This window comes from Pseudoduganella sp. R-31, from assembly GCF_049913235.1.
In the GTDB taxonomy this organism is placed as follows: Bacteria; Pseudomonadota; Gammaproteobacteria; order Burkholderiales; family Burkholderiaceae_D; genus Rugamonas.
Window position 1 is genome coordinate 3375640 of sequence record NZ_CP183986.1, and the last position, 20038, is coordinate 3395677.

The following is a 20038-nucleotide window of genomic DNA, read 5'->3' on the forward strand; positions in this document are numbered from 1 at the left end:
TCTTTGCGCTAGCTTATACCTTTTTTGGCGGGTTGAGCCTCGCGTATAATCGCGCAGCGACTTTTAATATAATTTCCACCGTGGCAAAACTCTACTTCCGCTATTCTGCGATGAACGCAGGCAAATCGACCTCCATGCTGCAGGTCGCCCATAACTACGAAGAACAGGGCTTGATCGTGCGCCTGTTCACCGCCGCCATTGACGACCGCTATGGCGTGGGCAAGGTGACTTCCCGCCTGGGGCCGCAGCGCGAAGTCGAGCTGTTCTCGTCTGAGACCAACTTCCTGCAAGACATGCAGAAAGTGGCCTGTGTGCTTGTCGACGAGGCGCAGTTCCTGTCACCGGAGCAGGTCAAGCAGCTGCACCAGCTGGCGCAGGCCAAGGGCGTGCCGGTGATCTGCTACGGCTTGCGCAGCGACTTCCGCGGCGAGCCGTTCCCGGGTTCGGCCTACCTGCTTGCGCTGGCCGACGATATCGAGGAAATCAAGAATATCTGCACTTGCGGCAAAAAGGCCACGATGAACATCCGCGTGGACGAAAAGGGCGAGCGCATTCGCGAAGGCGAGCAAATCAGCATCGGCGGCAACGAGGCTTATCGCCAGGCCTGCGGCCGCTGCTTTTATACGGGTTAATTGGATAGACTGTTTTACCTGACGCCGTCGCTATGCCTTGCGGCGGCAATCTGGGTGCTGTCGCAGCGCTATGTGGCGTTCACGCTGATGCAGCTGCCGGGCACCCTGTGCCATGAACTGGCCCATTTCGTGGCCGGGCTGCTGACGTTTGCGCGGCCGGTTTCCCTGTCCATCATCCCGCGCCGCGAGGGCAAGGGCTATCGCCTGGGCGAGGTCAAGCTGGCCAACGCGCGCTGGTACAACTCCGCTTTCACCGCGCTCGCGCCGCTGCTGCTGGCGCTGATCCCGTGGTGGGTTGCCGTGCTGCGCACGCGCGGCACCTGGCATTTCGAAGCGCTGGACGCCGGCCTGGCCTTCCTTGTCGCGCCGCAGTTCCTGGCCTGCTGGCCGTCTGCGACGGACTGGAAGCTGGCCGTGCGCTCATGGCCGTTGCTGCTTATCGCAGGCGCAGGGTGGTACGCCTGGACGACGATCCCGTGGCTGCATGGCCTGGTAGCTTGAAGGCGCGCACTTCGCGGACCAGCGCTTCGGCCTGATCCTGCATGGCGCCGGCGGCTGCGGCGGCTTCCTCTACCAGGGCGGCATTCTGCTGCGTGACCTGGTCCATCTGGCCGATGGCCTGGTTGACCTGGTCGATGCCGGCGCGCTGTTCCTCGCTGGCGGCACTGATTTCGCCCATGATGTCGGTCACGCGGCCGACGCTGTTCACCACTTCTTCCATCGTCGCACCGGCCAATTCGACCAGTTTGGCGCCGGCTTCGACTTCACCCGTGGAGTTGGCGATCAATCCCTTGATCTCCTGTGCTGCAGCGGCGCTGCGCTGGGCCAGGTTGCGCACTTCGCTCGCCACCACGGCAAAGCCGCGGCCCTGTTCGCCCGCGCGTGCCGCTTCGACAGCCGCATTCAGGGCGAGGATGTTGGTCTGGAAGGCGATGCTGTCGATCACGGAGATGATGTCTTCGATCTTACGGGAGGCCTCGTTGATGGCTCCCATCTTCTCCACCACTTGCGCCACCTGCGCTCCGCCGCGCGAAGCGACGTCCGATGCTTCGCGCGCCAGCGCATTGGCTTGGCGGGCGTTGTCGGCGTTCTGGCGCACGGTCGAAGTCAACTCTTCCATCGAAGCGGCGGTTTCCTCCAGGCTCGAAGCCTGCTGCTCGGTACGCGCCGACAAATCCTGGTTGCCGGCTGCGATCTGCGACGAAGCAGTGGCGATCTGGTCGGCACCCTCGCGCACGCCTCCAACCACGTCCGCCAGGCGTTCGCTGATGCCGTTCATGGCGCCCAGGACCTTGCCGATTTCATCGCCGGTGGTCACGTCCAGCCGCACGGTCAGGTCGCCGCCGGCAATACGGTCGGCCGCGCCCTGCACCTGCAGCAACGGGCGGCTGACAATGGCGCGCACCAGCAGCAACAGGCTGGCGGCAAAAGCGAGCAGGGCGACGATGCCGCATACCGCATAACGGTTGCGAGCAGTGACGGCATCCCTGGTGATCTCCTTGACGTAGGTGCCGCCGGCAACGATCCATTTCCAGTCGTCGAAGTAGCGGTACACCAGCAGTTTTTCCTGGGGCGAGGTCTTGCCCTCTGCATCGGACCACATATAGCGCACCTCGCCCGATTTTTGCTCAAGCATCTCGCGGATGAAGGTCTTGCCGTTGCTGTCTTTGGTCTCCAGCATCGATGCGCCTTCGCTGGAAGGGTGGACCAGCAGCGTGCCGTAGTCCTTGCCGGGGGCTGCATTCAACACGTAGACGTAGCCGGTTTCGCCAATGCGGATGCCCTTGATCTTGTCCTTCAGGGCCGTAATGTTCTTGCTGATGTCCAGGCCGATGAACAGCACGCCGACAATCTTGCCCGAGGCGTCCTTCACCGGGTCGTATTGGGTGATGTAGGGCTTGCCGAACAGTTGTGCGAGTCCGGTATAAGAGCGGCCTTCGCGCAGCCGCGCATAACTTGGGTTGTTGTGATCGAGCTGGGTGCCGATGGCGCGCTCGCCGTTCTCTTTCTTCACCGAAGTGGTCACGCGCACGAATTCGTTGCCGTCGGCTGCAAAAATGGTGGCGATGGCGCCCGTTTGGGCGGTGAAGTTGTCGGGAATGCTGAAATCGTTGTTGACGGCCTTGCCGCCGGCGGCCAGCTCGCTGCCTTCCAGCGAGAACGGGCCGGGCACCTGGGCGGCGAATTGGCGCGCGTAGCTGGCGGCATCGTTGACCATCGCAGCGTTGAATACGTCCAGCATATTGGAGACGCCATTCAGGTCGGCAGCAACCTGGTTGCGAGCGCGCTGCTCCAGCATGGCAGTGCTGTTCCAGTTGATGAAGACAATAAGTAGCGCTAACAGGGCGCTGACAAGGATAAACGTGAAGGCGGCAATCTTGGTGCCGACGCTCCAGCTGCGAATGGGAGGCGTTGGATGGGACATGGTTCTTGATTATTTTTGAGGCAGGGCCGATATGATATCGCGTTGCTACCTGGAAATTTCACCTGTTACAAAATGTTTCTTCGAAAATTCAATGACTTAGCGTAAATCTTGTCAGATGGCTTAACCTTCAGGCTGGCTTAAGTGAAGCCCAGCACACTGCCCATCGTCCCCTCTCTCCCAGAGAGTGTCCTATCCTGTAGAATGGGATCAGCACTATTCTTATAGAATCACCTACGTTCGGAGCAAGCCGATGAAGAAGCACACCCTGTTGGCCACCCTGTCCCTGGCACTGGTCACCGCTTACGCGGGCGCCGCCCAGGCAGACAAGGCGACAGACGTCACCGTCAAGCCTGCAGCACAGCAGACCCAGGCCGCCTTGTGGGCGTCCCGCGTGCTGTCGCGCTACCATTACAAGGCTACGCCGCTGGACGACGCGATGTCGGAGAAGATCTTCGACCGCTATTTCAAATCGCTCGATGGCGAGAAACTGTTCTTTACCCAGGCCGATATCGATTCCTTCAGCAAGGAAAAGTCGCGCCTGGATGACGCGATCAACAGCGAAAACCTGCAAACGCCTTTCGCTATCTACAACCTGTACCAGCAGCGCTTCGCCGACCGCATGGCCTATGCCCGCGAACTGCTGAAATCCAAGTTCGACTTCACGCAGGACGAGAGCTACCAGTTCGATCGCGAGAAGGCCGACTGGCCGAAGTCGGAAGCCGAAGTGAAAGACCTGTGGCGCAAGCGCGTGAAGAACGACTGGCTGCGCCTGAAGCTGGCCGGCAAGGACGAGAAGTCGATCCGCGAGACGCTGGACAAGCGCTACGAAAACTACGTGACCCGTTCGCGCAAGCTGAATAGCGAAGACGTGTTCCAGATCTTCATGAACGCCTACGCCATGTCGATCGAGCCGCACACCAACTACCTGGGCCCGCGCGCTTCCGAGAACTTCGACATCGCCATGCGCCTGTCGCTGGAAGGCATTGGCGCCGTGCTGCAGAACCGCGACGAGTACACCGTGATTCGCGAAATCGTGCCGGGCAGCCCGGCCGGCCTGTCCAACAAGCTCAAGGTGGGCGACCGCATTGTTGCCGTGGCACAGGGCGAATCTGAGAAATTCACCGACGTGCTGGGCTGGCGTATCGACGACGTGGTGCAGTTGATCCGCGGCCCGAAAGACTCGACCGTCAGGCTGCAGGTGCTGGGCGCTGATGCAGGCCCGGACGGCAAACCCTTCGTGCTGTCGCTGGTGCGCAAGAAAATCAGCATGGAAGAGCAATCGGCCAAGCGCTCGATCCTGGAAGTCAAGGATGGCGCTGTCAAGCGCCGCATCGGCGTGATCTCGCTGCCGACTTTCTACCAGGACTGGGATGCGCGCCGCAAGGGCGACAAGGACTACAAGAGCGCCACGCGCGACGTCGCCCGCCTGCTGGGTGAGCTGAAGAAAGAGAAGGTCGACAATGTGCTGATCGACCTGCGCAACAACGGCGGCGGTTCGCTGACCGAGGCGGTCGAGCTGACCGGCCTGTTCATCGACCGTGGTCCTGTGGTGCAGCAGCGTAACGCCGAAGGCCGCGTCGAAGTGGAGGCGGACAATGTGCCTGGCCTGTCGTGGGATGGTCCGGTGGGTGTGCTGATCAACCGCGGCTCGGCTTCGGCTTCCGAGATCTTTGCGGCGGCAATCCAGGATTACGGCCGTGGCCTCGTGATCGGTGAACCGAGCTTCGGCAAAGGCACCGTGCAGACCCTGGTCAACCTGGACCGCTTCGGCCAGAGCGACAAGTCGCGCTTCGGCGAGCTGAAAATGACGGTGGCCCAGTTCTTCCGCATCAACGGCGGTACCACCCAGCTGCGCGGCGTGACGCCGGACATCAAGCTGGCTTCCACCAGCGATGCTGAAAACTTCGGCGAATCGAGCTACGACAACGCGCTGCCATACACCCAGATCAAGCCTGCGGTGTATATCCCGGCCGGCGAGTTGAAGGAAATCGTGCCGATGCTGGATAAAAAGCACGAGGCACGCGTTGCCAAGGACAAGGACTACCAATACCTGCTGGACGACATCAGCTATGTCAAAAAGCAGCGCCAGGACAACGTGGTGTCCCTGAACGAAACCGTGCGCCGCAAGGAGCGCGACCAGCAGGAGGCGCGCGCCAAGCTGCGTGAACAGCGCCTGGCTGCCGGTCCATCGCCGGATGATCCGATCCTGGTGCCGGACCCGAAAGATGCGCTGAACAAGGCGATTGCCGCCAAGCCTGCCAACCCGCGCGCCGCCCAGCGCCAGGCCAACCAGGTGCGTGGCGCGATCCGCACCGATGACGGCCTGCAAGCGGACGAACGGTCGCTGTCGGCCGAACTGGATGCCGAAAAGGCCGCCAAGAATGCCAAGGACGTACTGTTGAACGAAGCAGTGCATATCCTGGCCGACGAGGTGAGCGTGCTGCGCACCGATACCCGTCTGGCCAGCCGAGTGCTGCCTTACGTTAGCGACAAGTGATATTGCGAATGGTTATATCTAGTATTACTACAATAAAGTAGACAGATATACCGCGCCGCAGCATACTTGCACCTGTCTCCTCTATTCTCCTCCAAGGAAATAGACTTCAGCCCGCTCCCAGAGCGGGCTTTTTTTTGGTTCATCGCGGATGATCGGGCCAGTGCCGCGGCAAAGGACGGGTCAGACCCTTGGGTCTGACCCGGATAGGCTACGGCCGATGAACCCTGTTTGATCGCCCCGGCGATGGGACGGTAAAATCCCGCCTGTGCGTACATCTATCAAATTGACTGTTTTTGCGGCTGCAGTACTGGCGATTGCCGGGGCGGGTGGCTATTTCTACTATTCTTCGACGGCGAACACCGTAGCGGCGCGTTTGCCCGAACTGGTCAAGCGCGGCCCGGCGCCGACCGAGCGCGCCTGGCCAGCGCGGCTGAAAACCTTGCTGGACGCCGGCTTGACCGACCCCTACGGCATCGCTGCCGACAAGCAGGGCAACGTCTATTTCTCGGACGGCGGCGAGAAAAATACCGTGTCGGTGTTGGCGCGAGATGGCAGCGTGCGCGTGCTGGCGGGTGGCATAGAGGGTTACCGCGACGGTGCAGGCGCCGCCGCCGCCTTCAACACTCCTTCCGGCATCGCGCTGGACAAGCAAGGCAACGTCTACGTCGCCGATACTGGCAACCACGTGATCCGCAAGATCGCAGTGGACGGCACGGTTTCGACCCTGGCCGGCAGCGGCATTGCCGGCTTTGCGGACGGGCAGGGCGCCCAAGCCCAGTTCAATGGCCCGGTCGGCGTGGCGGTCGATGCAGCCGGCGTGGTATATGTCGCCGATACCTATAACGACCGGATTCGCAAAATCGCTCCCGATGGCACCGTCACCACGCTGGCGGGCAGCGGGCGCCCCGGTTTCGTTGACGGCATGGGCGAGGGAGCGCAATTCGATACACCTTGCGGGATTGCGCTTGGCAAGGACGGCATCTACATCGCCGACACCAGCAACGATGCCGTGCGCCGCATTAACAAAGACGGCTCGGTGGTGACGATTGCCGTCGCGCCGGAGCTGGAAAAAGAGCCGCTGCTGCGCCGCCCCATGGCGCTGGCGGTGACGCATGATGGATTCGTCTACATTGCCGTGTCGTCGCGCGGACGCCTGCTGCAACTGGCGCCCGACGGCAACCTCGCCGGAATGCCGGACGCCGCGCGGCCCGCCGATCCTGTCACGGGCATCGATGGCAATATCCAGCTCTACGGCCCGCGCAGCCTCGCCCTGGCGGCCGATGGCACCCTGGTCATCGCCGACGGCTCCGCCCAGCGCCTGCACCGCGTGGTACATGCCGGCGCGGGGGCTGCCCCTGCGCAGCCAGCCGCGCAGGTCGCCAAGGCGCTGTCATCCAGCCCGGGCGTGCAGGCTGGCGCGCCGCTGATCGGCGCTGCACACGCCGCGGAGCCGATGCCGCCCGCCGGCGCACCGGCCGCGGCAGCCAGCGATCTCATGGCCCGGCGCAACGAAGGCCCAATGCCGTGGCCCGTTCTTCCGCAAAACCAGCCGCACGAGGTGGTTGGCCTGATGGGCGAGGTGAGGGGAAGCTATGACGGCGACAGCCGCCACCACTTCCACGCTGGCCTCGATGTACAGGCCGATGTCGGCAGCTCGGTCCATGTGGTCGAGAAAGCCAAGGTCAGCGACCCTCTGCCCAACTGGGCGTATGGTTCGCTCGGCGAGGGCATCAACCTCGGCACGACCAGCTACATCCATATGAAGGTCGGCCGCGACAAGAAGAACCGTGCGCTGGACGACCGGTTCCAGCTCCTGCTGAACGATCAAGGCAAGCCGGAACGGGTGCGCGTCCGCCGTGGCACGCGCTTCTATGTTGGCGAACAACTGGGCGTGGTGAACCAGATGGCCCACGTCCACCTCAACCTGTACGACCACGGCCGCGTGGTGAATCCGCTTGCGCTGCCATTCCCCGGCCTGCGCGACACCATTGCGCCGGTCATCCAGGGCATTGCGCTGTATGACGCCAGCGACAAACGCCTGCCGGCCAGGAAAGGCAAACGCCTGGAAGTAGCGCGCAGCCTGGGCGAAGTGAACGTGGTGGTGGACGCTTTCGACCAGATGGACGGCAACCTCGCACGCCGCCGCCTGGGCTTGTACAAGCTGGGCTACCAGTTGCTGCAGGCTGACGGCACGCCGGTTGCGGGCTATGAGCAGCCCCGCATCATGCAAACCTACGACCAGTTGCCCAAGCAGCGCGAAGCGGTGAAGGTGGTGTACTCCGCCGACAGCGGCATCACCGTTTACGGGAGCAAGGCCACGCGCTTCACCTATTCGCTGCTAAGCCATCTGTCTGAGGGCGAAGTCGTACCCGGCCGCTGGCAAGTAAGCGAACTGGCGCCGGGCGACTACACGCTGCGCATTTACGCCGCCGACTACGCCGGCAATACCGCCACCTCCGGCCGCGACCTCGCACTGACGGTCAACTGACTTCGTTATTGTATCGAGGTATTGCGGCCGTACAGGCTGCGCTGGGATGGGTTGCCGGTGACGGCGATGCGTCCGGAACCGTTGGCGCGGGCGTCGACCTTGTGCTGGACCCAGGCTTGCACGCCGCCGGAGCCGTTGCTGGTGATGTTGGCTTCGTCGGCGCGCAAGTCGTTCAGCTGGGCGCTACCCGAGCCTTGCACCTGCACGTCAAGCGCGCGCACGATGCCGCGCGCATAGAAACTGCCAGAGCCGGATGACGTTACGCGCAAGGCATTGCCGCGTACGGAGCCGATATTCACGCGGCCAGAACCGACCATATCCACCACAGCCGACTTGCTTTCCAGCCCGTCCGCATACAACTGGCCCGAGCCGGCGTGGCGCAAATCCAGCTGCTCGACGCGGCCGCGCAGCTCGAGATAGCCGGAGCCTGTGTGCGAAACGGCCAACGGTCCGCCTGCCAGGCCTTGCACCTCGGTGCGCACGGAGCCGCTCGATTCCAGATTGTCCAGGCGCTGGACCGTGTACCGCACGTGGATCGGCTTGCGGCTGTCCAGGCGATCTTCCGTCCACACGCGCAGCGTATCGCCGCGCACTTCGGTATGCACCAGCGGCACCAGATTGCCGTCGCCCTCGATCACCAGCGATGGCGCGCCGCCTACCTTGACGTCGACATCCATATCGACGCGATGGCGGTTCTCGATTCGCAGGCCGGTGGCGCTGGTGATGTCGCGGGTTTCAGTAATGGTCGTTCCGTTGCCCTTGACGTAGTCGCTGCCGTCGTTCAGCACGACGACGCAGCCTGCCAGGGTGAGGGAGATCATGGCGGCGAGGGTGAGCTTGGTGCGCATGGTTGTGTCCTTGTTGTGCGAGCCAGTTTGGATGAGAGCATCCTATCGGCCATCTCGGTTGCATATGGCGGGAATGCGACGAAATGCAGAAATTGAGTGCTGAGTTGTAAAAATTGATAATATGAAAGTGTCGGCATACTGCCGGCCCGGCAGCTCCGCTGCTGAGAACAATCTAGGTAATACCCCTTACTTACGCCGCGGATAGGCCATCTGCGGCGTTTCTTTTGCATGCCCGTGCTTTTTCGGCCAGCCCAGGCTTGTGCCCGAACAAACCCCTCTAACGCCGGGCTACCTAAGCTGTTGAAAGGTTCAGTCTTTTTCAGAGGGGAGGGCTCTATCATGTGCGCAATTGCAAGAAAGCTGGCCTTGGCCGCCACCAGCCTGTTACTGGCGGCAAGCGCTTTTGGCGCGACTGGCATCGGCAATACTTCGGCCGATGACGTCACGCTCGGTGGTTTCGATGCGGATGCCTTTGTTTTTTCCGCTGGCTGGAATCCGCATGCAGGGGTGAACGGCGACACCACTGGATTTGGTACTGCCTTCGATGCGTATGGCAGCGGTGCCTGGAGCTTGCTCGACAAATACGACCTCAATGCCGGCTTCGCCAATATGGGCGTGTTGCAGTTCGGCTTTGCAATGAACAGCGGCACGGCGGGTACCTGGTCGGTGCACAACGCGGGCCCAGCGAACATGGTGCTTGACCTCGTCTTCGCCATGCACGCGGCAGATGCGGGCGCGGGCTTCCTGTTCGATAACCAGGCCATCAACGCCGGGCAGACCCTGAACGGTACCTGGCGCATCGAATGGTTCACGGGGGCCAATAACGCGTATCCGGACTTTTCCAACCTCGCCTTGTTTGGGCGCGACGTGTCGGCCCTGCCTGAGCCTGGCGAATACGGCATGCTGCTGGCGGGCCTTGGCGTGCTTGGATTGCTTGCCCGCCGGCGCAGCACGGAGTGACTATATTTCGGAAAGGTAATGAACGCCGTCGAGGTCGCTAAACCGCTACATTGAAGTGGCAGTCTTAACTTCACCAGAAGGGGAATCGGAATGGAACCAATTGCAAAGAAGTTTGCATTGGCTGCCAGCAGCATGCTCCTGGCGGCAAGCGCCTTCGGCGCTACAACTATCGGTAATACCTCCGCAGACGATGCCACGCTCGACGCGCAAAGCGCCGACGCCTTCGTTTTCACCTCGGGCTGGAATCCTCAGGCGGGCCTGAGCGGCAACACCAGCGGCATGGGCGCCACCTTCGACAGCTTCGGCAGCGGCGACTGGACCTTGCTGGGCAAGCACGAAGGCGGTTCCGGTACGGGCTTCGGCCTGTTTAACGCGTTGAATTTCAGCTTCGATGCAGGGGACGGCAAGACCGGCACCTGGACCGTCACCAATACCAGCGCGCAAAGCGTTTCGCTGGACCTGGTGCTGTCGCTCAAGGCTGCAAACGGCGCCGGTGCCTTCCTGTTCGATAACCAGGCCATCAATGCCGGCCAGACCCTGAGCGGCACCTGGAATATCGGCTGGTTCACCGGAAATAATCAAGTCCATCCCGACTTTTCCAACCTGACCATGTTCGGCCGTGATATCGCTGTTTCGCCGGCGCCTGAGCCTGGGGAATATGCCATGTTGCTGGCTGGCCTGGGCCTGATCGGCTTTGTGGCGCGGCGGCGCAAAGCGCTGTAGACTCTTTGAAACGGTCGTGCTATTTTGCTGGCGCGACCAATTCAAGGAGACAGCATGGACCTGAATTACTCTGCCAGGGATGAGGCCTTCCGCGCTGAAGTGCGGGCTTTCCTGGCAGCGAACCTGCCCGCCGACCTGCAAGCCAAAGTCCGCAAGCACCTTCGCCTGAAGCGCGAAGATTATGTGCGCTGGCACAAGATCGTCGCCAAACAAGGCTGGGCTGCACCGGCCTGGCCGACCGAATTCGGCGGCCCGGGTTGGGATGCTACCCAGCGCCACATATGGGAAGAGGAGTGCGCAATTGCCGGCACCCCGCCCATCCTGCCCTTCGGTGTCAACATGGTGGCGCCGGTCATCATGGCTTTCGGCAGCCCGGAGCAGAAGGCCTATTACCTGCCGCGCATCCTCGATTGCACCGACTGGTGGTGCCAGGGCTATTCCGAGCCGGGCGCAGGGTCCGACCTGGCGTCGTTGAAGACTACGGCGGTGCGCGCGGGCGATCATTACATCGTCAACGGACAGAAGACCTGGACCACGCTGGGCCAGCACGCCGACATGATCTTCTGCCTGGTGCGCACCGACCAGGACGTGCGCAAGCAGGAGGGCATTTCCTTCCTGCTGATCGACATGAAGACCCCAGGCATCACCGTACGGCCGATCATCATGCTGGACGAAGACCACGAGATCAATGAAGTCTTCTTCGACAATGTGCGTGTGCCGGTTGCGAACCTGGTCGGCCAGGAGAACAAGGGCTGGACTTACGCCAAGTACCTGCTTGGCCACGAGCGCACCGGTATTGCGGCGGTGGGACGCTCCAGGCGCGAACTGCTGTTCCTGAAAAAGATAGCGAACCAGCAGCAGAAGAACGGCAAGTCCTTGCTCGAGGACCCGCTGTTCGCGACGCGCGTGGCGAACCTGGAAATCGAGTTGATGGCGCTGGAGGTCACCGTGCAGCGCACCATCGCGCAGGAAGCGCATGGCCCCGGGCCGCAGGCTTCGGTGCTGAAGGTGCGTGGCTCCGAGATCCAGCAAATGCTGACGGAGCTGATGGTCGAAGCACTGGGCCCGCAAGCCTTGCCCTTCGATCCGGATTACCTCGATGGCAAGCGCGAACATGCATTGGCCGGTGACGACGAGGCGTCGCCCCTGGCAGCCTGCTATTTCAACTTCCGCAAGACTTCGATCTACGGCGGCTCGAACGAAATCCAGAAGAACATCATCACCCAGATGATCCTGGGACTGTAAGGAGGCGGCATGGACTTCAGCTTCAAGGAAGAGCAACAACAATTTGCCGATGCGCTGCGCCGCTGGGTCGACAAGGACTACAGTTTTGAAGCGCGCAAGAAGATCATCCATTCGGAGGCCGGTGTTTCCAGCCAGGCCTGGGCTACGCTGGTGGAGCTGGGGATGCTGGCGCTGCCTGTGCCGGAGGAGCAGGGCGGTTTCAACGGCAGCGCGGCCGACATGATGGTCGTGATGCAGGAACTGGGTCGCGGCCTGGTGGTCGAGCCGTACTTCGCCACCGTGCTAGGGGCGCAGTTCCTCAAGCTGGCGGGAGGCCATGACGACGTGCTGGAGCGCGTTGCCGCTGGCGAGCTGAAGCTGGCATGCGCGCTCGGTGAGCAGCAGTCGCGCCACGTGCTGAACGACATCCTGGTTACCGACGGCGCCGGCGCTGGCCGCATTTCGGGCCGCAAGACGGTGGTGCTGCATGGCGGCCAGGCCGGCGCCTTGATCGTCTCCGCACGCAGTAGCGGCGCCCAGGGCGATACTGACGGCATTTCGCTGTACCTGGTGCAGCGCGACGCGCCAGGCGTGCAGGTCACCGACTACCGGACCATCGACGGCCAGCGCGCCGCAACGGTGGAATTCAAGGACGCGCAAGGCACGCTGCTCGGCGCGCAGGGCCAAGGTTGGCCGCTGATCGAGGCGGCCACCGACTACGGCGCTGCGCTTCTCTGCGCGGAAGCCATTGGCGCCATGGCCGCGCTCTTCGCCGCCACGCTCGAGTACTTGAAAACCCGCCAGCAGTTCGGCGCACCGATCGGGAAATTCCAGGTGCTGCAGCATCGGATGGCTGACATGTTCATCCACCTCGAGCAGGCGCGCTCGATGGCCATGCTGGCGGCGGCCAAGGCCGGGTCGGACGACCACGAAGAGCGCCGCCGCGTGGTTTCAGCCGCCAAGGCGCGGATAGGGCAAGCTGCACGCTTTGTTGGCCAGCAGGCGGTGCAGCTGCATGGCGGCATGGGCGTGACGGACGAACTGCCCGCCGCACACTATTTCAAGCGACTGGCGATGATCGAGGTCACGCTGGGCGACGCAGATCATCACCTGGAGCGCTTCATCGCGCAGCCGGGATTCAAGGAGGCAGCTTGATGGCGCGTTTGGTACGTAACGTGGCGGAACTGGAAGCATTGGTGGGGCAGGAAGTCGGCGTCTCCGGTTGGGTCGACATCACGCAGGATCGTGTCAACAGCTTCGGTGTTTCCACCAACGACGAGCAGTGGATCCACACCGATCCGGCGCGCGCCGCTGCTGAATCGCCCTATGGCGGCACGGTGGCGCATGGCTTCCTGACGCTGTCATTGTTGCCCGGGCTGCTGCAGGATGCCGTGTTCATGGAAGACATGCGCATGGGCGTGAACTACGGCCTGGACAAGGTGCGCTTCCCCGCGCCGGTCCCGGTCGGCAGCCGCGTGCGCGGCCACGTCGTCCTGCGCAGCATCAGCGCGGTGGCCGGCGGCCATCAGCTGGTATGGGAAGTCACGGTCGAATGCGAAGGCAGCGAAAAGCCCGCCTGCGTGGCGGAATTCCTGATGCGCCGCTACCCCTGATCTCAAACCTCGACACAGAAGCGGTTGCGGCCATCTTTTTTAGCCCGGTACAGGGCGTTGTCGGCGCAGCGCACCAGCGCATCCGGGGTGCCGCCCGTGCCGGGCAGCAGGGTGGCCACGCCCAGGCTGACTGTTACCGTGTCGCCGGCTGACGACATGCGGTGCGGGATTGCCAGCGCGCGCACGCTGGCCAGGATCCGCTCGGCCACCGTCTCCGCGCCCTGGGCACCGACCTGGGGCAGCAGGATGACGAACTCCTCGCCGCCGTAGCGCGCCAGCAGGTCCGGCGAACGGCCAGCGCATTGCAGCATGGTGTCGGCGACTTGCTTGAGGCAGGAGTCGCCGGCCTGATGGCCGTAGGCGTCGTTGTAAAGCTTGAAGTGGTCGATGTCGATCATGATCACTGAAAGCGGCATGGCCGAACGGGCGCAGCGCCGCCATTCGTTCTGGATTGCTTCGTTGAAGCTGCGGCGGTTGGCGACGCCTGTCAGGGCGTCGGTCAGCGTCAGCTCACGCATGGCGTCGGACTGGCGCTTCAATGTAAGGTGGGTGCGCACCCTGGCGCGCACTACGGCTACATTAAATGGCTTGGTGATGAAGTCGACCGCGCCCGCTTCCAGCGCCCGGGTCTCGTCCTCGGGCGTGGTCAGCGCGGTGACGAAGATGATCGGGATATCGCGCACATCCGACGCGGCGCGCAAGGCGGCGCATACTTCGTAGCCGTCCATGCCCGGCATGACTGCGTCCAGCAGGATCAGGTCGGGCTGGTGCTGGTGCGCCAGTTCCAGCGCCTTCTCGCCATTCATGGCAAACAATACTTCATGCTCCTCGCCCAGCACGTGGTTGAGGATCTGGATATTCTCCATGGCGTCATCGACGATCAGCAGGCGCCCATTGTGCGCCTGGTCGGTCCATGTCATGCGGTTTCCTCCCGTTTCATGATCTCCTGCAGCCGTTGCTCGGCGTCGCTGAAGTCGAGCGTTTCGATGGCATTGGCCAGGCCGGGCAGCAGGTCCGGGCAGCGCTGCTCAAGGATGGGGGTGAGCGCCTTGAACGCCGCCAGGGCGCGCATATTGCTGTTCCGGAGCAGCATTTGCAGGTCCCCCAGGGCTTGCGGCAAGTTGGACACGGGCGTGCTGCCGGCGGCGGCATGCACCGGCGCCGGCAATTCGCGTGCGGCGTTGATCACCACGGCCAGTGCCTGTTCAAGCGCCAGCAGCAGGGCGGCGGCCGAACTGTCCTGCCCTTCGGCGACAGCGCTCTCGGCCTGGGCGCTCAGGCGCGCCACATCGGTGGCGCCGAGGTTGGCGGCCACGCCTTTCAGCCGGTGCAGCACGCGCGTGGCGGCGTAGCGCTTGTCCTGGGCCAGGCAATCGCGCACTTCGCGCACGGCGTCGCCCTGCGAATTCTCGAAGCGCTTCAGCAGGCCGGCGAAGGCCGAATAATTGCCGGCCACGCGCCGCAATGCAGCTTCCAGGTCGATGCCGGGCACCGTGGACGGGCGGCCATCCTTGCGCTGCTCAGCGTGCGTTGCGGCCGATGGACCGTTCGCCAGCTCCGGGTGGAGGGGCGCGAGGCGCCTCAGGGTAGCGATCATTTCGTCGACGTCGATCGGCTTGGCGATATGCGCGTCGACGCCTGCCTCGATGGCGCGGATGCGGTCTTCCGGCATGACGTTGGCGGTCATGGCGATGATGGGCATGCTGCGCAGGCCCATGGAGCGAATCGCTTCGGTGGCGCGGTAGCCGTCCATCACGGGCATCTGCAAGTCCATCAGTACCGCGTCGAAACGCTGCGGGTCGTCGCGCAGCATGTCCAGTGCGATCTCGCCGTTGGACGCCACTTCCACCAAGGCCCCGCAATGAAGCAGGATGTAGCGCGCCATTTCCTGGTTGATCTCATTGTCTTCCACCAGCAGCACGTGCATGCCGGCCAGGCTGCCGGAAAGCGCCGCCTGGCTGCCGCGGTGCTCCGGCTGGTTGATGCCGGTGATTGCGGCCAGGGCCGCATCGTGCAGGCGCGACGGGGTGAAAGGCTTGGCCAGCACCGCATCGATCTGCAGGCTGTCGGCCAGTTGCTGCAAATCGTCGCTGGCGCGCTCCGGCGCCATCAACACGACCTTGGGCAATGCCAGGTTTTCGTCGCGCGCCTGCACCAGCATGGCGATGCCGTCCGTGGCGGGCATTGCGCTGTCGAGCAGGAGCAGATCGAAGCGACGCTGGCGCAGCGCCTGCAGGGCCTCGGCAGCGGTGGCCAGGGTGGTTGTCGTCCATTGCATGGCGTTGCCCGCCCGCTGCAGCATCTGGCGTACGCTGGCGTTGTCGTCGACAGCCAGGACCTTGAGCCCGTGCAGGCTGGCTGCTGATGCGCGCGGTGCGCTGCCGGCAACGCGCTGCAGGGGACAGGTAAAGCGGAAGGTCGAGCCCCGGCCCAGCGTGCTTTCCACGGCGATGACCCCGCCCATCAAGTCCGACAGGCGGCGCGCAATGGCCAGGCCTAGCCCCGTGCCGCCGTAGCGGCGGCTGGTGCTGCTGTCGCCTTGCGAAAAGGCGTCGAACATATGGGGCTGCTGTTCGGCCGGGATGCCGATGCCGGTGTCGCGCACGGTGAATTCCAGCGTCAGCGAATTGGCGCTGCCTGGCGCCTCGCGTACCGTCAGCACGACTTCGCCCCGCTCGGTGAACTTGATGGCATTGCTCAGGAGGTTGAGCAACACCTGCTGCAGGCGCATCGCATCGCCCACCATTTCCGGCGGCAGCGCAGGCGCGATGTCGAACACGGGCTCCACGCCTTTGTCCCAGGCGCCGTTTGCCACGAGTACGGCAGTCGCGGCCAGCAACTGCTCGAGGTTGAAGCGCGCTTGCTCGAGCTGCAACTGGCCGGCCTCGATCTTGGAAAAGTCCAGCACGTCATTCACGACGCCAAGCAGGCTTTGCGTCGCGAGCTGGATCTTGCTGACGTAGCTGCGCTCGCGCCGTTCCAGCGGCGCCTCTTCCAGCAAGCGCGCCAGCCCGGTGATGGCGTTCATCGGCGTGCGGATCTCATGGCTCATGTTGGCCACGAATTCGCTCTTGGCCCGGCTGGCGGCTTCCGCCCGGTCGCGGGCGCGCATCAGTTGTTCGTTCAGCTCCTGCAATTTCAATTCGCCGCGCTTTAGTTCGGTCACATCCGAGCCTAGGGCATAAAAGCCTCGCACGGCGCCCGCTTCGCCGCGGTCCGGAATGAAGTTGATCCACGCATAGCGCGGCTCGCCCGTCGGCAGTTCCAGCTCGCGCAGAAAGTGCTGCGGACTGCCATCGAGCACGGCATTGATGTGCGGCCGGATCTGTTCCAACAGCGCGGCTGGCAGCACGTTGCCGATGGGTTCGCCCATGGCCTGCTCCAGCGTCTTGCCGAACCAGGCCAGGAAGTACTTGTTGGCGAAATGGCAGCGCAGCTCCGCGTCCCAGTAAGCCACCAGGCCCGGCAGGTTTTCCGTCACCGTATGCAGGAAGCTGGTGCTGCGCGCCAGGCTCAGGGAGGTTTGCTGCAGGGCTTCGTCGGCACGTTTGCGGTCCGTGATATCGAGCGAGATGCCCAGCAGGTGGGTGGCGATACCCTGTTCGTTGCGCAGGGCCACCTTGCGGGTGGTCAGGTAGCGCATTTCCCCGGCGGCGATGCGCACCGCTTCTTCAGGTATTTCCATCACCTGTTCCGACGCCAGCACCTTGCGGTCGGCTTCCACGAACGCCGCTGCCTGCTCCGGCGGGAAGAAATCGCGGTCGCTCTTGCCGAGCAAATCCTCGCGCGGCCGGCCAAGCAGCAGTTCACCCTGGCGGTTGAGCAGTTCAAAGCGCAGGTGCTGGGCATCCTTGACGAAGACCATGGCCGGCATGTTCTCCAGCACCGACTTGAACAGGGCCTTGGACTGGCGCAGCGCCGCTTCCGACTCCTTCTGCTGGGTGATATCCATCAGCACGGCGGTAATGCCGGCCATCGCGCCATCGGCGCCAAAGACCGGGTAATAGCCGGCAATGAAATGGTTGCTGCGGCCGGGGCGGGAAGCGGTAGTGCCGCAGATTTCGGTGTTCGGCACCGCTTCCCCTGTGGCGAGTACCCGGCGGTAGGCCTGGTTCACCTGGGCCACCAGGTTGCGGTCGCTGATGACTTCATCGAAGCGGCGCCCGATATGGTCGTTGACCACCAGTCCGTTCATCGAGGCGAGGTAATCGTTGATCATCAGGATGCGCAGGCGGGTATCGACAAAACTCAGGCCCACCGGCGCCGTGGCGTAAATCGTTTCCAGCAGGGCGTTGGAATTTTCCAGTTGCTGCGTGCGCTCTTCGACCACGCGTTCCAGGTCTTGCCGATGGCGGGTCAGGTCGCGGTCGAGCCGCAGCAGGGTGTCGCCAATCTGCTTCGCCTCCTGGAAAGATGCGCGCGGCGCTTCGATGGGCGCGCCGCTTGCCAGCGCCTGGGCCGGCGCGTGCAGGGCATCGATCGAGCTTGCGATGCGGCGCGCAGCCAGGGCAGCTGCGGCAAAGCCGGCCAATACCAGCGCCGCCAGCACGGCGAACACCGCGAAGAACAGGCCGTCGAAAGCAAGCAGCGCTTCCGGCCTTGGCGAGGCCACCGCCACGCTCCACGGGCTGGCTGCACCGCGCAGGTAGCCGACCTGCAGCGGCAGGCCATGCAAGGCGTCGGCCGCCGGCTCGCCGCTGGCCCGGCCGTCGTCATGGCTGCGGGCCACCAGCTTGCCGTCGGGCGCCAGTACGGCGATCACGGCGCCGGGGGCAAGCTGCATTTCCTCGGCCACCTTGTCCAGCGCGTCGCCGGGCAGCAGGACGCTGAGGGTGGCGGGCGCCTTGGCGGCGCGCTGGATCGGCACGTCAACCGCCAGGTGGGCCGGCTCCTTGCCGTTCGCGCGCAGCAGGCTGACTGCGGAACGCGCATTCGGCGCTAACCTGATGCGGGCCGCGTTGGCGGCGCGGTCGACCGGCAGCTCATTGCCGGCAATGAGCTGTGCCGCGCCGTTTTCGGTGAACAGGATGTGGGATTGGTAGGGCAAGGCTGGCGGCAGGGCGCCGCTTGCCTGGCTGCGCAGGGCCACCAGGTCGCCGCTACGGGCGCTGGGGCTGCTGGCCAGCGCGAGGGCCGCAGCTTCCGCGGCCAGCAACTGGCGGTCCACGATGGCCGCTGCAGCGCGTTCGACGCGCTGGACCTGCAGCTCGGCGCGGCCCAGGTCGCGCTGCTGGAAATACACCAGCAACAGGGCCATCGCCAATAGTGCTGGCGCCGCGCAGGCCGCGGCCAGCAGTGCGAGCTGCGACCGCAATGGTGGCAAGGGCTTGCTGGATTCATCCCGCACGGCACGTCCTTTCGGAAAAGTGACTGCAGGATGATGATAGCTTAGCTTGTCGTGGACGAGAAGCGCGCAATCTCCAGTTTGGCGATGGCGTTGCGGTGCACTTCATCCGGCCCGTCGGCCAGGCGCAGGGTGCGGTTGCCTGCCCACTGGTAGGCCAGCGGGAAATCGTCCGATACGCCGGCCGCGCCGTGGGCCTGGATCGCCCAATCGAGCACCTGTTGCGCCACATTGGGCGCCAGCACCTTGATCATGGCGATCTCGGACTGGGCGACCTTGTTGCCGACCGTGTCCATCATGTAGGCCGCTTTCAGGGTCAGCAGGCGCGCGGTATCGATCCTGATGCGCGATTCGGCGATGCGTTCGCGCCACACGCCCTGGTCCGACAGCCGCTTGCCAAATGCAACTCGCGAGGTCAGGCGCTGCACCATCAGTTCCAGCGCACGCTCGGCGACACCGATGGCGCGCATGCAGTGGTGGATGCGGCCCGGACCGAGGCGGCCCTGGGCGATTTCAAACCCGCGCCCTTCGCCGAGCAGGATGCTGGAAACAGGCACGCGCACGTTTTCGAACACCATTTCGCAGTGGCCGTGCGGCGCGTCGTCGTAGCCGAAGACCGGCAAGGGACGCAGCACCGTCAGGCCCGGCGCATCGGCCGGCACCAGGACCATCGACTGCTGCGCGTGGCGCGGGGCGCTGAAATCGGTCTTGCCCATGGCGATATACACCTGGCAGCGCGGATCGCCGGCGCCGGAGATCCACCATTTGCGGCCGTTGATCACGTAGTGGTCGCCGTCGCGCTCGATGCGCGTTTCGATATTGGTCGCATCGGACGATGCCACCGCCGGTTCGGTCATCGCAAAGGCGGAGCGGATCTCGCCGCGCAGCAGCGGTTCCAGCCAGCGCTGCTTGTGTTCTTCCGTGCCGTAGCGCTCAAGCGTTTCCATATTGCCGGTATCGGGTGCGGAGCAGTTGAACACTTCCGCCGCCCACGGTACGCGGCCCATGATTTCGCACAAAGGGGCGTAATCGAGGTTGGACAGGCCTTCCGGGGCGCGGCTGGAGCGGGGCAGGAACAGGTTCCACAAACCCTGCTCACGGGCAAGCGGCTTGAGGCGGTCAATCAGCTCGGTGGGAATCCAGCGGTTGCCTTTCTCGCGGCCGTTGCGGTCCACCTCCTCATGGAAGGCTTTCTCGTTTGGGTAGATGTGCTGGTCCATGAAGGCCAGCAGGCGCGCCTGCAATTCCTTGGTTCGCGGGGAGTAGTCGAAGTCCATGCCGATT

Annotated in this window: 14 protein-coding genes; 9 read left to right on the forward strand and 5 right to left on the reverse strand. The window is 63.7% G+C overall.

The annotated features are described in order from the left end of the window. Positions 1 to 80: 80 nt before the first annotated feature. Both ACN9MY_RS15520 and ACN9MY_RS15525 read left to right on the forward strand, forming a co-directional pair. Complete coding sequence (locus tag ACN9MY_RS15520) at positions 81 to 632, forward strand: thymidine kinase (RefSeq protein ID WP_426171930.1); 552 nt, start codon at positions 81 to 83, stop codon at positions 630 to 632. Further along, a complete protein-coding gene (locus ACN9MY_RS15525) occupies positions 633 to 1133 on the forward strand; it encodes a hypothetical protein (RefSeq protein ID WP_426323539.1) in 501 nt (166 codons plus the stop codon). It abuts the gene before it with no gap. On the opposite strand, the gene ACN9MY_RS15530 is transcribed toward ACN9MY_RS15525, so the two are convergent. After that, the gene (locus tag ACN9MY_RS15530) at positions 1069 to 3057 is read right to left on the reverse strand and encodes a methyl-accepting chemotaxis protein (RefSeq protein WP_426323541.1); all 1989 of its coding nucleotides are present in this window, start codon (positions 3055 to 3057) and stop codon (positions 1069 to 1071) included. The genes ACN9MY_RS15525 and ACN9MY_RS15530 overlap by 65 nt on opposite strands. 250 nt (positions 3058 to 3307) lie before the next feature. Between ACN9MY_RS15530 and ACN9MY_RS15535 the strand changes: the two genes are divergently transcribed. Beyond that, positions 3308 to 5554, forward strand: coding sequence for a carboxy terminal-processing peptidase (locus tag ACN9MY_RS15535; protein WP_426171934.1), 2247 nt, complete (start codon positions 3308 to 3310; stop codon positions 5552 to 5554). Positions 5555 to 5819: 265 nt separating this feature from the next. Then, positions 5820 to 8042 carry an SMP-30/gluconolactonase/LRE family protein gene (locus tag ACN9MY_RS15540; protein WP_426337611.1) on the forward strand — a complete coding sequence of 741 codons (2223 nt, stop codon included), beginning with the start codon at positions 5820 to 5822 and terminating at the stop codon, positions 8040 to 8042. 5 nt (positions 8043 to 8047) lie between these two features. On the opposite strand, the gene ACN9MY_RS15545 is transcribed toward ACN9MY_RS15540, so the two are convergent. After that, positions 8048 to 8890, reverse strand: a complete 843-nt coding sequence (locus tag ACN9MY_RS15545) for a GIN domain-containing protein (protein WP_426337612.1) — start codon at positions 8888 to 8890, stop codon at positions 8048 to 8050. Between the two features lie 339 nt (positions 8891 to 9229). Here ACN9MY_RS15545 and ACN9MY_RS15550 point away from each other — a divergent pair, with 339 nt between their 5' ends. From ACN9MY_RS15550 to ACN9MY_RS15570, 5 genes are all read left to right on the forward strand, one after another. After that, positions 9230 to 9850, forward strand: coding sequence for a PEP-CTERM sorting domain-containing protein (locus tag ACN9MY_RS15550; protein WP_426337613.1), 621 nt, complete (start codon positions 9230 to 9232; stop codon positions 9848 to 9850). 90 nt (positions 9851 to 9940) lie between these two features. Then, the gene (locus ACN9MY_RS15555; RefSeq protein WP_426337614.1) at positions 9941 to 10573 is read left to right on the forward strand and encodes a PEP-CTERM sorting domain-containing protein; all 633 of its coding nucleotides are present in this window, start codon (positions 9941 to 9943) and stop codon (positions 10571 to 10573) included. Positions 10574 to 10627: 54 nt separating this feature from the next. After that, entirely contained in the window at positions 10628 to 11818 is a 1191-nt protein-coding gene (locus tag ACN9MY_RS15560) for an acyl-CoA dehydrogenase family protein (protein WP_426171947.1), read from the forward strand. A 9-nt stretch (positions 11819 to 11827) separates the two neighbouring features. Next, on the forward strand, positions 11828 to 12952 hold the full coding sequence (locus tag ACN9MY_RS15565; RefSeq protein WP_426337615.1) for an acyl-CoA dehydrogenase family protein: 1125 nt from the start codon (positions 11828 to 11830) through the stop codon (positions 12950 to 12952). Beyond that, positions 12952 to 13410 (forward strand): MaoC family dehydratase, encoded by a 459-nt coding sequence (locus ACN9MY_RS15570; protein ID WP_426337616.1) that lies wholly within the window; start codon positions 12952 to 12954, stop codon positions 13408 to 13410. Before ACN9MY_RS15565 ends, ACN9MY_RS15570 begins: the two co-directional genes overlap by 1 nt. Positions 13411 to 13412: 2 nt before the next feature. On the opposite strand, the gene ACN9MY_RS15575 is transcribed toward ACN9MY_RS15570, so the two are convergent. From ACN9MY_RS15575 to ACN9MY_RS15585, 3 genes are read right to left on the reverse strand one after another with little or no spacing between them, the layout of a single operon-like run. After that, positions 13413 to 14330, reverse strand: coding sequence for a diguanylate cyclase domain-containing protein (locus ACN9MY_RS15575; RefSeq protein WP_426323558.1), 918 nt, complete (start codon positions 14328 to 14330; stop codon positions 13413 to 13415). Beyond that, positions 14327 to 18757 carry a PAS domain-containing protein gene (locus ACN9MY_RS15580; RefSeq protein WP_426337617.1) on the reverse strand — a complete coding sequence of 1477 codons (4431 nt, stop codon included), beginning with the start codon at positions 18755 to 18757 and terminating at the stop codon, positions 14327 to 14329. Before ACN9MY_RS15580 ends, ACN9MY_RS15575 begins: the two co-directional genes overlap by 4 nt. Positions 18758 to 18798: 41 nt before the next feature. Continuing rightward, positions 18799 to 20031 carry an acyl-CoA dehydrogenase family protein gene (locus tag ACN9MY_RS15585; RefSeq protein WP_426323562.1) on the reverse strand — a complete coding sequence of 411 codons (1233 nt, stop codon included), beginning with the start codon at positions 20029 to 20031 and terminating at the stop codon, positions 18799 to 18801. Positions 20032 to 20038: the final 7 nt, after the last annotated feature.

What these genes read in the sequence shown, in the direction of transcription:
- ACN9MY_RS15585 (WP_426323562.1), bottom strand. Translation starts at nt 20,031, where the DNA reads ATGGACTTCGACTACTCCCCGCGAACCAAGGAATTGCAGGCGCGCCTG.
- ACN9MY_RS15570 (WP_426337616.1), top strand. Translation starts at nt 12,952, where the DNA reads ATGGCGCGTTTGGTACGTAACGTGGCGGAACTGGAAGCATTGGTGGGG.
- ACN9MY_RS15565 (WP_426337615.1), top strand. Translation starts at nt 11,828, where the DNA reads ATGGACTTCAGCTTCAAGGAAGAGCAACAACAATTTGCCGATGCGCTG.
- ACN9MY_RS15555 (WP_426337614.1), top strand. Translation starts at nt 9,941, where the DNA reads ATGGAACCAATTGCAAAGAAGTTTGCATTGGCTGCCAGCAGCATGCTC.
- ACN9MY_RS15530 (WP_426323541.1), bottom strand. Translation starts at nt 3,057, where the DNA reads ATGTCCCATCCAACGCCTCCCATTCGCAGCTGGAGCGTCGGCACCAAG.
- ACN9MY_RS15535 (WP_426171934.1), top strand. Translation starts at nt 3,308, where the DNA reads ATGAAGAAGCACACCCTGTTGGCCACCCTGTCCCTGGCACTGGTCACC.
- ACN9MY_RS15575 (WP_426323558.1), bottom strand. Translation starts at nt 14,330, where the DNA reads ATGACATGGACCGACCAGGCGCACAATGGGCGCCTGCTGATCGTCGAT.
- ACN9MY_RS15560 (WP_426171947.1), top strand. Translation starts at nt 10,628, where the DNA reads ATGGACCTGAATTACTCTGCCAGGGATGAGGCCTTCCGCGCTGAAGTG.
- ACN9MY_RS15545 (WP_426337612.1), bottom strand. Translation starts at nt 8,890, where the DNA reads ATGCGCACCAAGCTCACCCTCGCCGCCATGATCTCCCTCACCCTGGCA.
- ACN9MY_RS15550 (WP_426337613.1), top strand. Translation starts at nt 9,230, where the DNA reads ATGTGCGCAATTGCAAGAAAGCTGGCCTTGGCCGCCACCAGCCTGTTA.